The 13849-nt window shown below is 49.6% G+C and carries 8 protein-coding genes; all 8 read right to left on the reverse strand.

Annotated elements, in window-relative coordinates; genetic code table 11:
• Positions 1-137 precede the first annotated feature (137 nt).
• The gene (secA, locus tag GCWU000182_RS03475) at positions 138-2525 is read right to left on the reverse strand and encodes a preprotein translocase subunit SecA (RefSeq protein WP_035364000.1); all 2388 of its coding nucleotides are present in this window, start codon (positions 2523-2525) and stop codon (positions 138-140) included.
• Between the two features lie 230 nt (positions 2526-2755).
• Positions 2756-3316, reverse strand: a complete 561-nt coding sequence (gene hpf / locus GCWU000182_RS03480; RefSeq protein ID WP_035364003.1) for a ribosome hibernation-promoting factor, HPF/YfiA family — start codon at positions 3314-3316, stop codon at positions 2756-2758.
• A 133-nt stretch (positions 3317-3449) separates the two neighbouring features.
• Entirely contained in the window at positions 3450-4214 is a 765-nt protein-coding gene (locus tag GCWU000182_RS03485) for a ComF family protein (protein ID WP_156905284.1), read from the reverse strand.
• A 12-nt stretch (positions 4215-4226) separates the two neighbouring features.
• Positions 4227-5612: a DEAD/DEAH box helicase gene (locus GCWU000182_RS03490; RefSeq protein WP_035364005.1), complete on the reverse strand. Its 1386-nt coding sequence runs from the start codon at positions 5610-5612 to the stop codon at positions 4227-4229.
• Between the two features lie 114 nt (positions 5613-5726).
• Positions 5727-7367: a Na/Pi cotransporter family protein gene (locus tag GCWU000182_RS03495; protein WP_023391376.1), complete on the reverse strand. Its 1641-nt coding sequence runs from the start codon at positions 7365-7367 to the stop codon at positions 5727-5729.
• A gap of 160 nt (positions 7368-7527) precedes the next feature.
• Positions 7528-11601 (reverse strand): Cna B-type domain-containing protein, encoded by a 4074-nt coding sequence (locus tag GCWU000182_RS03505; RefSeq protein WP_023391378.1) that lies wholly within the window; start codon positions 11599-11601, stop codon positions 7528-7530.
• Between the two features lie 229 nt (positions 11602-11830).
• Positions 11831-12763, reverse strand: a complete 933-nt coding sequence (locus tag GCWU000182_RS03510; RefSeq protein WP_023391379.1) for a 2-dehydropantoate 2-reductase — start codon at positions 12761-12763, stop codon at positions 11831-11833.
• Positions 12764-12785: 22 nt separating this feature from the next.
• Positions 12786-13820, reverse strand: coding sequence for a PTS transporter subunit IIC (locus GCWU000182_RS03515; protein ID WP_246269779.1), 1035 nt, complete (start codon positions 13818-13820; stop codon positions 12786-12788).
• Positions 13821-13849: the final 29 nt, after the last annotated feature.

The following is a 13849-nucleotide window of genomic DNA, read 5'->3' on the forward strand; positions in this document are numbered from 1 at the left end:
CTTGTGTGTCACATATATGTTACACATAGTATAGTCCTTTTGGGAGAGGATGTCAACTATATATGACACTTTTTTGAAGTTAGGCCAAACAAGCAAAAAAACCCATTATATCATATATGATATAATGGGATTTTTGATTATGCGTTAACTTGTTCGCGCTCCAAGTTTTGACGGATGTGTGACTTCATAATAAATCGTGTCACGTCAAACTCGATCTCAGCAATCATTTCTTGGAAACGTTCGTAACCTTCAGTTTGGTATTCAGTTAATGGGTTGGTTTGAGCGTAAGCCCGCAAGCCGACCCCTTGGCGTAGGTGATCCATCATGTCGATGTGATCGGTCCACTTGCTGTCTACCACACGTAGGATAATCACTTTCTCGAATTCCAAGACTTGTTCTGGACCATAAAGCATGTCGAGTTTTTCTTGGAAGACCTTCATGGCAGTCCCATAGAGGGTTTCAACTAATTCTTTAGCTGATTTGCCCTCTAGGTCTTGGAGACTTAATTGTTCTGGGTTGACGAGGTTAGCGTGCGCGTAATCCAAGAGACCACGGTAGTTCCAGTCTTTCTTGTCGCCTTCAGTCACCGCTTCAACTTCGCGGATGATGGTACGTTTGATCATCCCCTTAACTGCGTCAGTTAAGTTGTCTGTTTCGTTGATGACTTGTTGACGTTGGCTATAGATAACTTCACGTTGTTCACGCATGACTTCGTCATATTCCAAGACGTTCTTACGTGTATCGTAGTTGTTCCCTTCAACGCGTTTTTGCGCAGATTCTACTTGGCGGGAGAGGAAACGGCTGGTAATCGCCATATCTTCCATCTCTTCATCCGTCACATTGAGACGTTCCCACATGGCTTTGATTCGGTCAGAACCGAAACGACGCATGAGGTCATCTTCTAATGATAGGTAGAATTGGGAAGCACCTGGGTCCCCTTGACGACCGGAACGACCACGGAGCTGGTTATCAATACGACGAGATTCGTGACGCTCAGTCCCGATCACGCAGAGACCACCTAATTCCTTAACACCGTGACCTAACTTAATGTCAGTACCACGACCGGCCATGTTGGTCGCGATGGTAACGGCACCACGTTGGCCCGCTTGCATAACGATTTCCGCTTCCTTGAAGTGGTTCTTAGCGTTGAGGACTTCGTGAGGAATGCCTTCCTTGGTCAAGAGATTAGACAGGTATTCAGAGGTTTCAACGGCAACCGTACCAACCAAGATTGGTTGACCCTTGCTGTGGCGTTCCTTAATGTCAGCCACCACTGCCTTGAATTTAGATTTAAGACTTGGATAAAGTTGGTCTGGCGCATCCACCCGTTGTACTGGACGGTTGGTTGGAATCACGACTACGTTCATGCCATAGATTTCGCGGAATTCTTCTTCCTCGGTCTTGGCTGTCCCGGTCATCCCTGACAACTTCTCATACATACGGAAGTAGTTTTGGAAGGTGATAGTCGCCATAGTCTTAGACTCGTCTTCGATTTCAACGTTTTCCTTGGCTTCGATGGCTTGGTGGAGACCGTCAGAGTAACGACGACCGTCCATGATACGACCCGTAAATGGATCGACAATCTTAACCTTGCCTTCGTCAACCACGTAGTCGATGTCGTGCAACATAATGTAGTTAGCACGCAAAGCTTGGTCAATGTGGTGAACTAAGACAGAGTTGTTAACATCGTAGAGGTTTTCTAGACGGAAGACACGTTCAGCCTTGTCAACCCCTTGGTCAGTTAGGGAGATGGTCTTAGAAGTCAAGTCAATAGTATAGTCTTCTTCAGCCTTCAAGCCCTTTGCGAAGTAGTCTGCCCGAGTATAGAGAGCCGTTGATTTCTCAGCTTGACCAGAGATAATCAGTGGGGTACGAGCTTCATCGACTAAGATGGAGTCCACTTCATCGACTACCGCAAAGTGCAATGGACGTTGTACCATTTGCTCCTTGTAAACCACCATGTTATCACGGAGGTAGTCAAAGCCTAATTCGTTGTTAGTAGAATAAGTGATGTCACAGTTGTAAGCTTCACGCTTCTCAGCAGCTGACATGCTGTTGAGGTTAAGCCCGACAGTCAAACCTAGGAATTCGTAGACAGCCCCCATTTCCTTGGAGTCACGGGTTGCTAAGTATTCGTTAACGGTCACGACGTGAACCCCTTTGCCAGTTAGGGCATTGAGGTATACCGGCATGGTTTCGGTCAAGGTTTTCCCTTCCCCGGTACGCATTTCGGCAATGTTACCGCCATGGATGACAATCCCACCTTGGATTTGGACGCGGTATGGGAAGAGACCCAAGACACGACGGTCCGCTTCACGCACAACAGCGAAAGCTTCTACCAAGAGGTCGTCTAATTTAGTACCTGCTTCCAGGCGTTTCTTAAATTCAGCCGTTTGGGCGCGTAATTCTTCATCGCTCATGGCCTTGTATTTGTCTTCTAACGCCATGACTTGGTCGGCAATACGACCTGTCCGGCGCAATTCTGCTTTATCGTTTTCAACGAGGTTTCTTAGAAAATTAGCCATTAATAATCTCCTTTGTTTATCTACATCATAAGTTATGCCTAATGCATCTATTCTATTATAGCAGAATCCGTGCAGAATTTGAATGTTTTTATCCCAAAAAATGAAAAAAAGCCCGACTGGACTTCTTTCCTGCAAGGATTGGATCTAGCGCCCTAAATAATAGCCCGTTAGTATCCAGCCAAACAAGAAAGGCGAGACCAGGGTCTCGCCTTTTCATAATCAACTTTAGCTTAGAGTTCTGCCGTCTCAATCAAGCCATAACGGCCATCTTTACGACGATAGACAATGCTGAATTCTTCTGTTTCTGCGTCTGTGTAGACGAAGAAGTCATGGCCCAGCATGTTCATTTGTAATACCGCTTCTTCGCTACTCATTGGTTTGAGGCTAATGCGTTTTGACCGCACGATATCTAGCTCAGGTTCTTCGCTAGCAGGTTCACTTGCCTGGTTGAGGAGGGCATCATAAGCCCCTGCATCACCATGAACTTCGCGATATTTACGGTGAATTTTTGTTTTATGTTTACGCACTTGGCGTTCGAGTTTATCCACCACCAGGTCAATACTTGCATATAAATCTGGGTTGGTTTCTTCCGCACGCAACACTAGGAAGGAGAGCGGAATGGTCACTTCGGCTTTAGCTGTCTTGTCGGGATATACCTTGAGGTTAACGTAAGCCGTCGCATCTGGGGCATTGTCGAAGAAACGCTCTAACTTGCTAACTTTCTTCTCTGCATAGTCACGGATGGCTTTGGTCACTTCAATATTTTCTCCGCGTACATTATAGTTAAACATAACCGAATCCCTCATTTCTGTTGGTGATTAATAGGGTTAATCCCGGGATCTTAATCCTATTGTCAAGCAGCTTATCTTCTGCTTATGTTTATTATAGCATACCCATCCTAAGATTGAAAGCGGAAACACTCAATTATTTTTCTGCACGCCCTTCACGGAATAAAGAAAAGGAATAGAGGGGGATTTGCCGAATTTTTGCTACAGGATACAACAAGGATTTGGCCCGCAAGAGGGTGCTCCCTGTTGTGTAAACATCATCAAATAGCCACCATTCGCCCCTAGGCAAGTGAGCTAACATTTCTTCCTTGAGGGCAAAAACTTGACCTAGCGCTAGGCGTTGTTGCCGGCTCTTACTAGCTTGCTTGACCCCGTCCCCCACATAGTCAAAAGGACAAACCACCTTCAAGCCCGCCACTTCTAAAAGCTGGCGCGTGGCATGAAATTGGCGTTGGGCCAAACTGGCTGGCGACGAGGGCAAGACCAACCAATGGGCCTTTGGATGTTGACTGGCAAAGGCCCTCAAGCGCTGAGCAGGGGCCTGGGCCTGGCGAATATCTCCTAAGTATTTGTAGCTGTGGAGCCATTGGCGCAGGGCCCCTTGATAGGGACAGAGGGCCTGGTGATGGATTAAGTCGATGGGATAGCGGCTGAGCCAGGCCTGACATTCTTGGCAATAGGCATGTTGATCCTGCCAGATAGCCACAGCATGATAGGGATCCCGGGCCTCCTGGGACAAGGCCCGACCGCAACCCCAGCAAATGACCTGGCCTTCAATCTTAGTCTGCCAGAGGTCTTGGCAGGTGCGACAGAGAACTGACTCAGGCAAGGGAGCCCAAGCTAGGTAGTCCCAGATGGTCGGGCCCTGATGGCAGGCTTCTTGGCACATGATACACTTCAAACTGTCCACCTCCTAGTTGACCCGCAAAAGCCCGCGCGCTCGAGCTGTCTGATTGAGGGCCCTAAGTTGCTGAATGGCCTGGCGCATGGCAAGACTTTGCCCCTGATGCAACCACCAAAGGGCACCTGACGGCTGATCAGCGCTTCGCCCTACCCGTCCGCTCATTTGCATGAGGCTGGCCCGCGTATAGAGCTCATCATCTGCTCCCAGAATACAGACCTGGCAATGGGGCAGGGTCACACCACGCTCTAGAATGGTCGTCGTCACCAACAAATCTAGTTCCCCTTGCCTTAGCGCCATGACCTTGTCCTGGCGCTTGGGGTCACTGGCATGAACTGAGCTTAGGGCCAGATTCGGCAGTAAAGGCTTCAAAAGGCGACCACAGGCCTGGGCCTGGGGAATATGGGGCACAAAGAGTAATTTTGGTCCCTCTAGATGGCCGAAGCGCTGCAAAATCTGCTTAAGCGGCTTAATCAAGCGACCAGCTGCTAAGCCCTTAGGCCAGTCATCCACCCACTGCAACTGCGGCAGAGGTAAGGGATGACCATGATAGCGAGCCGGCAATTGTTGGCAGACCAAGCGCCCCGCCTCCCAGTCCGACAAGAGCCGGTCATCCGGTGTGGCGGTCAGATAAACTAATAAACCTCCCGGCTTAAGGGCTCGCCTTACTGCCTCATGCAAGGCACGAGAATCCACATAGGGAAAGGCATCCACCTCATCTACAATCAAGCAATCAAAAGCCTGATAAGCACGTAGCAGTTGGTGAGTTGTCGCCAGTGTCAGCGGCTTGAGCTCATAGCTATCCTGGCTCCCCCCATAGAGAACCTGACAGTCTAAGCCAGCAAAGGCTGCCTTAACCCGAGGCGCCAGCTCTAAGCAGACATCAATTCGGGGCGAGGCCAGACAGACCCGGCCTCCATCCATGAGCACCTGCTCCAAGAGAGGAAAAACCAACTCGGTCTTGCCGGCGCCGGTGACCGCCCAAACTAATTGAGGTCGCCGTTCCTGGCCCCGCCAAGCTGCGACTAGCTTCTGGGCAATTTCAGCCTGACTAGGCGTCAATTCCCCCTGCCAAGTCAGCGGAGACTGGCTCAGGGGCCGCCCCGCTGGAGCCGGCTGACAATAAAGTCGTTGACCCGACATGACGCGGCCCAAAGATAGGCAGTCCAAGCAATAAGTCCTAGGCTGACCGTCCAGTCCCTGGAAGGTCCAAAACTGACGCGGATCCTGGTTACCACAACGGCCGCAGACCCAGGGCGGACCCGTCAAGGCTGGCTTTGAAGGCAGACTAGCTAGCCAAGTTTCTTGGTTCTGCCCCCTAGCTTCCGTCGCCTTCCACACTTCTTGAACTTCTGCCTGGGTTAAACAGCGACCTGCTAGATAATCCTGAACTCCCATTTCTATCCCTCCCTCTATAAATACCCAAAAGAGGGAATTTTGGCACTTTTTTCCTTCTAACATTTTAATGACAAAACAAAAAGACTAGAACCTTAGGTCCTAGTCTTAATCATTTTAGTCTTGTTGTTCAACGAATTTCCAACTTGGGTGGATGGTGTTCATTTCTTGGGCGATGTTGAGACAGTGGTCGCCAATCCGCTCGAAGTCGGTCAGAATCTTAGCGAAGTGGACGCTGTTGCTAGTCCCACAGACCTTGCTCTTCAGCCGTTGAATTTGCATGCGTTCGAAGGTCTCGTAGGCTTGGTCGATTAATTGTTCTTGGTTGTTGACTTCTTCCAGGTTGTCGCCCACGGTCTCCTTGAGCTGGTCTAAGATTTCTAGAGCCAAGCGTGACATAGTCGTCAACTCTTCCCGCGCTTCTTCAGACAGGTCGTGCTTGCTGTCATGAATTAGGAGCAAGCGCTCCATAATGTTAGTGGCGTGGTCGCCTAGCCTCTCCAGGTCAGAGGCAATCTTGACATATTCACCACTCTGCAAGTTGGCATCATGAGTCAGAGACATAGCCGCATATTGGACAATCTGTTGGTTGAGCTCGTCAATATCTTGCTCGCGACTCTTTAATTCCGCTACCTTGTCTTCGATATCTGACGCATTATAGAGGCTGAAAGCCAAGGCCACATTTTGGCGTACCAAGCCTAACATATTCATGACTTCCTTGTAGAGTTGCGCCCCCATCATGGTGGTCAAACCAACATGGTATTCTTGATTGAAGATGTTGAAGTCCAGGTGACGAACCACACTTGGAGTTGGCTCTTGTGGTAAGTCTGGCAGGAAAACATAGGTCAGACGCACCAATTGATCGCCAAAAGGCAAGAGTAAGAAGGTAGTCACCACGTTGAAGATAGTATGAACGTTGGCGATTTGGACTGGCACATTGCCTGGTGTCAGGCCCTCCATCCAGTGGACAAATGGCGTTGTCATGCTAATAGCCACGAAAATAATGGTCCCAATGACGTTAAATAAGAGATGGATTAAGGTTGCCCGTTTGGCATTGCGCTCGGAACCAATCGAAGCCAGAATGGCGGTAATACAGGTCCCGATGTTTTGCCCGAAGAGGACATAAATGGCACTTGGCAAGGTGACCACGCCACTGAGGGCCAAGGTCTGCAAGATCCCAACCGAGGCTGAACTGGACTGAATCACCGCAGTAAAGATAGCACCGACCGCAATCCCCAGCAATGGATTCTCGAATTTAGCCAAGAGGCCAGTAAATTCTGGCATATAGCGGAGTGGCTCCATGGATTGGGACATGTGCTCCAGCCCCATGAAGAGCATACCAAGCCCAATTAGGACTTGACCCACTGCTGCGGAGCGGCCTTTGGCTGCGAACATAGCCAGGAGAACCCCAGCGAAGAGAATAAGTGGCGCATAGGCCGAGAAGTTCAAGGCAATCAACTGCCCGGTAATGGTGGTCCCGATATTGGCCCCCATGATAATCCAGACCGCACTTCTGAGGTCCATCAAACCCGAGTTAACGAACCCAATGGCCATAACCGTGGTTGCGGAAGAAGATTGAGTCAAGGCAGCGACTAAGGCACCGACCCCTACCCCGATGAAGCGGTTAGCGGTCAATTTCTCCAGAATCTGCTTGAGGCGACTGCCGGCAGCCGTTTCTAGCCCTTGAGACATGAGGGTCATCCCGTAGAGGAAGAGACCCAAACCACCCAAGAGGCCGAAAATATTCGTTAATGCCATGTGATAATTCCCTTTCTTTCAATAGACACGATGATTTCAACTAACTATAGTATAGCAAGACTTGTTGGGAAAAAAAAGAAGAAATTAAAAGCAAAAGAAAAAGTGGCTAGGACGCTTATCCTAGCCACTTTTATTGCTTTAAAATCGTCCTTAGTTAAGACTAAGCTTGACGATGCTTAGCCCCCCATAAGATGCCCAAGCCTGTCATAGCCATGAGGCCGGCTAAGGCTAAGGAGAAGGTCTCAGCTGAACCTGTCTTAGGCAGGTCCTTCTTACCTGGATCTTCAGGACGTTTTGGTTGATGGGTATTGGTCAAGGTCACTTGATTTACCCCAGTTTGACTGCTTGTGACACTATAACCGCTTGGTACCGCTACTTCTTCCACCGTGTAGACTACTTCTTTACCTTCTTGGTACTTAGCCAAATCAGAGAAGACATGACGCCAGTCATTGTCGGCCTTCAGGGTTACAGGCTCGCCAAAGGCTTTGCCGTCAGCATAGAGTTGGACCTGAATTTGACTTGGACGTAACTTATCTTGGTCGTTTTGGTCATTCCAGACCTTGCGAACCTCAAAGGTCGTTACTTCTGGCTTGTAGTGGTTGGCGATATTGTAAGCTTCATAGCTTGGTCGGTAACCCGCCTTGTCTAAGCCGGCATCCACTAATTCCTGAACGGAGTAGCTGATAGTTTTACCTTTAGCAAATTGAGGGAGGTTACTGAAGCTATAGGTCCAATTGTTGGCCGCGGTCACGACTTGGCTGGCCACCACTTGACCGTCAGCATAGAGTTGAACGGTCACAGATTCAGGGCGTTTGCCATCTTGGTTGTTGGCATCGTCCCATGTCTTCTGCCCCTTGACTTCAGTAGTCGCAGGCGTGTGTTGGTTGACAATGAGGACATTACCCGGACTTACTTGGCTGGTCGTGCTAGTATAGCCACTTGGTTGGTCGACCTCTTTGACGCTATATTCAATGGTCTTACCATTGGCCTTCTCAGCCAAACCTGACCAGGTATAAACCCAATTATTGGCGGCTGTCAAGGTAACTGGGCTACCTGAAGCAACACCGTCAGCATAGAGCTGAACTTGGATTTGACTTGGACGCAAGCCATCTTGGTCGCCTTGGTCTTGCCATTGCTTGGTAACTGTCAGGCTAGTCTGACCTGGCGTATGGCTGTTGGTTAGGTTGTAGCCTTCTACTTGCGTGCTATATTCTGCCACCGCATCCTCGGTAATCGTGTAGACTACAGCTTGGCCAGCGGCAAATTTTGGTAAATTATCGAAGCTGTAGGACCAGTTATCGGCAGCGGAAACTTCCTTGCTTGCCTTAAGGACACCATCAGCTAAGAGGTTGACCTTAATACGCTCTGGGCGGACGCCGTCTTGGTTATTGTTATCTTTCCAAGTCTTAGTCCCAGAAACGCTCGTAACTTCTGGCGTATGGTGGTTAGTCAAGGTCGTCACACCTGCTTGTGTGCTTGGTTGATCTGCTTGATAACCTTCTGGCACGCTTACTTCACGTGCTTGGTAGGAAATGGCTTTACCTTGGGCCTTTTCTGGCAATTGACTCCAAGTATAGGTCCAATTGTTAGCTGCTGTTAGGCTGATTTCATCACCATATTTTTGATCATCAGCATAGAGCTGAACCTTGAGTTCAACTGGTCGGAGACCATCTTGGTTCTGACCATCATCCCATACCTTTTGAACAGTATGGCTAGTTTGGCCAGGGGTATGGCTATTGGTTACATTATAAGCCTGATAGCTAGCCGTATACTCAGCTACCGCTTCTTCTTGAACGCTGTAAGTGATGGCCTTGCCAGCCTTATTCTTAGGCAGATTGCTAAATTCATAGGTCCAATTGTTGGCTGCATTAGCGACTGCTGTTTGACCGGTCTCGACGCCATCTGCTAAGAGCTTGATGGTTACCTGTTCTGGACGGACACCATCTTGGTTGTCATTGTCTTGCCAGGTCTTAGTCCCTTGGACAGAAACCGTTTCTGGGGTGTGGCTGTTAGCGATGTTGTAACCATTGACGCTTGCCGTATAGCCTGCAACGGCTTCTTCAGCCACGCTATAAGTAATGGCCTTACCGGCTTTGTTCTTAGGTAAGTTGCTAAATTCGTATGTCCAATTGTTGGCTGCGCTAGCAACTGCTTTTTGGCCGGTCTCGACACCATCTGCTAAGAGCTTGATGGTCACTTGGCCTGGACGGAGACCATCTTGATCATCATTATCTTGCCAAGTCTTAGTCCCGGATACGCTAGTCAAGTCAGTAGCGTGGTTGTTGGTGAGGTCGTAGCCGTTGACGGTTGTGTTATAGCCGGCTACTGCTTCTTCGGCCACACTATAGCTAATAGCTTTACCCGCCTTATTCTTAGGCAAGTTGCTAAATTCGTATGTCCAGTTGTTGGCTGCTGTCGCGGTCGTGGTTTGACCTGTTTCAACGCCATCCGCTAAGAGCTTAACGGTGATTTGTTCTGGACGCAAACCATCTTGGTTGTCGCCATCTTCCCAAGTCTTAGTCCCTTGGATAGAGACAGTCTCTGGGGTGTGGCTGTTAGTAATATCGTAGCCGTTCACGGTTGAGGTGTAGCCTGTGACTGCTTCTTCGGCCACGCTATAGGTAATGGCTTGACCTTGGGCATCCTTGGCATCAAGACCGGTGAATTCATAGGTCCAACCATTGGCTGCTGTCGCAGTAGTCGTTTGGCCCGTTTCAGTGCCGTTAGCTAAGAGCTTGATGGTTACTTGTTCTGGACGCAAACCATCTTGGTTTTCAGCATCGGACCAAGTCTTAGTCCCGCGCACATCTACCGTGGTCACCGCTGGTACGTTGACAACCTGCTTCAGCACGCTCTTATCTGCGCCAAAGTCGCCACCTTGGATCTTAATTTCTTCATTAGATAATTGGTAGCCGTCTGGCGCCTTAATCTCACGCAGGGTATAGGCATCCCGCAGCAAGCCTGCGACTTGCCCGTTCCCTTGGGCGTCGGTCACAATCTTGCCGACAACCTTTTTGTTGGCATCCCGCACAACTTCGAATTCAGCACCGGCTAAATCTTTGCCTTGGCCATCATGCTTATGGACCTTGACCACGAAGGTATAGCCCTCGGCATTCCCGCCGGCAATTGAGTAGCTGTAATCATAGTTAGTATAGGCGACGGTCCCGTTGGCATCATTCATGGCAGCATAGTTGCCGAATTTCTCGCCATCGGCCGCATCATAAGGGATATTGACAGTATAGAGAATCTCAAAACCAGTCTGAGTATCTAAGTCCCCAAAATCAATGGTGAAACCTGCATTGCCTTGGTCCCAAGTGATATTGTAGGAACCTGCTGCATTGGCTGCATTTTGGAGCACCCAGCCACCGTTTTGGTAAACCCAGTGTCCCTTAGTAATGGAGACGGAACTTTGATCAATGGCTAGGCCTTCGTCTTTGAGGTAGTCGCGAATGACGACATGCTTACGTTGCTCCCCACGACGGTTAACCGCCACGATATAGCGAATCTTATTAGGCTGACCTGGTAATTGCCAACCAGACTTATCCATTGGGTTCCCCTTAGGAATTGGTGCCCCCTCGAAAGGTACAGAGCCCCCTGGAATTTGTTTGTTTTCTACGACAAAATTCAAATCCACGTTACCCTTCTCAGTAACCTCGGCATGGTTAATCCGAGCGTAGAAGAAGAGGTTCCCGGTGATATCCGAGTTGTTTTGTGCATAACTGGTATAGGTCAGGGTCACGGTGCGAGCACCTGGCTGGATGGTAGCAGTGGCCACCACATGCTGACCACTGGAGTCACGCACTTCGAAGTTGGATACTTCGGTAAAGGCCAAGGTACTTGGCACCTCAATTACGGTAGTATCCCCAGCCTTGATGACATTGTTAGGCAGGGTAAAGTCGACGTTAATCCGGAAGGCTTCCCACTTCAAGAGATTCTTGGTAATGGGCTTGCCGTCACGCGTGGTGGCATAAATACGTGTCACCACATTGGGTACTGCCTTAACGTTTGGCGCTTGTCGAATGAGTTCATCTAAGTCGACATCACTAGGCAGATTTGAATCCAAGCCTTCCTCAGACTCTTCCGTCGCTTCTGCTTCTGGTTGAGCTTGGCTGTCACCAACTAGGGCTGAGGTTTCTTGGGGTGCTGCAACTTCTTGCGCCCAGGCACTCACGGGTGAGAGCACACTGGAAAGCAATAAGACCAGCAGGGTTAAATAATACTGCCATTTTTTCATGCTTTTCCTCCTTACTTTCAATGGAACATTGACAGTTGTTTTTATCTAAGCTAGTGCCTTAAGGGACAGGTGGGGGCCTGGTCCCCGAAAAATGGCCCTAGTATTACTCGTATCTTACCGTAAAAACCTTAATAAATCAAGGCCATTTCGGTATTTTGAGCCCCTTAGAGTGAAAAATGTTCAGACATAAACACACCGCCTACTCCAAGAGCAGACGGTGATGGCTAGCTTATTGGGCACCCAAGAGTAATTCCTTCATATGAACGAGTTGGGTGATGGTGCGGTTAACAGGTGTTGGGATGCCAGCAGCTTCGCCAATTCGGGTTACGGCCCCGTTGATGTAATCAACTTCAGTCAAACGACGGTTGATAATCAAATCTTGGTACATGGAAGCATGGTGCTCACGAATCTTAAGGGAAGCAGAGATAATGAATTGAGTCAGTTCTGCTGGGTCAAATTCCACCCCTTGGGTTGCGGCTACCGCTGTAAACTCTTGGGCGATAGCAGACACTAATTCTTCTGTGTAAGGATTGTCGAAGAAGCCACCCAGGTCGCATTCCAACAAGGCAGTTGGCGCGTTACCGCAGGCATTGACGCAGGCCTTGCGCCAAATGGCTGCCTTGACATTTTCGCTGTAGCTAGCATGCAAGCCCGCCGCATCCAAGGCTGCCACAATGGCTTGGGTCTTGGCACGAGCGTTTGGTGTGTCAACAAAGTTTTGCAGGGATAGGCTGCCCACGCCATGCAGCACTGCTCGGCCTGGGCCGTCTAAAGCGGCAGACCAGATGGTAGACCCCATGACTAGGTTCTCTTCGGCCACATATTGCTTCATGACTAACTCGTGGCCTAAACCATTGAGTAGGCAGACCACGGCGGTGTCAGGTCCGAAGACTGGTTGAATGGCGGATAACATGTCCGCCAACTGCATAGCCTTAGTGAAGACGATGACCACGTCCACTTGTTCGGTCACTTCTTCTGGGTAGTAGATAGGGAATTGCTCCACCACTTCCTGGCCATTCCAGTCGACATGCAGACCATTTTGGCGGATGGCTTCAATATGAGCCGGCCAGCGGTCGATTAAGATAACCTCTTGGCCACTTTGTTTAAGTTGATAGGCGAAACGGCAGCCCATAGCGCCGGCGCCAGCAATTGCAAATTTCATAGTTTTGTCTCCTTTTCTTGAATTAGATGGTAATACGATAGTTTTCTGGGTCAATCCAGCCCAGACGGGTGACGAAGAGGTAGTCGCTAACAAAGCCCAAAACAATTGGGGCCACGACGAAGAGTAAGACTGTTACGAGGCCATTGCCGGCTGTCCAACCCACGATGTTGAGGTGGTTGACTGGCCCTACTAAACCACTGAGGCCAAAACCAGCTGATAGCGGCGTCCCCTGAATGTAGAAGACGGAGGCCAAGAGACCCATAATGCCGGCATTAAGGCAGATTGGCAACAAGAGTTTAGGATGGCTGATAATGTTAGGCATGGATAACTTAGGCGAGCCGATGAAGTGGGCGATACAGGTCCCTAGGGAGTTAACCCGACGGCCCGCAATGGCCAAGGCAAAGCCACAAGCCACAATCCCTAGGTTGGCTGCCCCTGAACCGACACCCGCCAAGGAAATGGCAATCCCAATGCCGACAGAGGAAATAGGCGATACAATAATCAAGGCGAAAATAATGGCTAGACAGATGCAGAGCGTGGTTTGCTCTAAGGTCAAGAGATGGGCGATAAATTCACCAATCTTACCAGTAATGAGGATAAAGTATGGATAGAGCACACGACCCAGGCCACCCGCCACAATGACGGTCAAGGTTGGAATGACCAGAATAGCGTAAGCCCCCACCAGTGGGCGCAAGAATTGGATGACCGCTACTGCCAGACCGGCCGTCACACACATGGTGATAATGTCCCCCGTCCCCTTAAGCTGCAAGCCAGACTCTAGGAATTGAAGGGAACCACCTGCCAACATGGTGGTCATACCGACCGTGATGGTCTCTAGGGGGTTAAGGGCGAAACGAATGGCAACCGCCACCCCAATCGCAAAGCCAACAAAGGTATTGGTGGCACTGACAATCTGGGTCATGAAGGCCAAGGCAGGGAAAGTTGGCGTTAAAGCCTTGAAGAGTTCTCCTAGGAGTGCCCCGGGAATCAAGGCAGCGATGACCCCTAGGGCGGAGCCATTTAAGACATTCATTAGGAATGATTTGAAGGATTTCATCATAAGATTTCCTCGCTTTCATCAAGTTT

This window comes from Abiotrophia defectiva ATCC 49176, assembly GCF_000160075.2.
GTDB lineage: Bacteria > Bacillota > Bacilli > Lactobacillales > Aerococcaceae > Abiotrophia > Abiotrophia defectiva.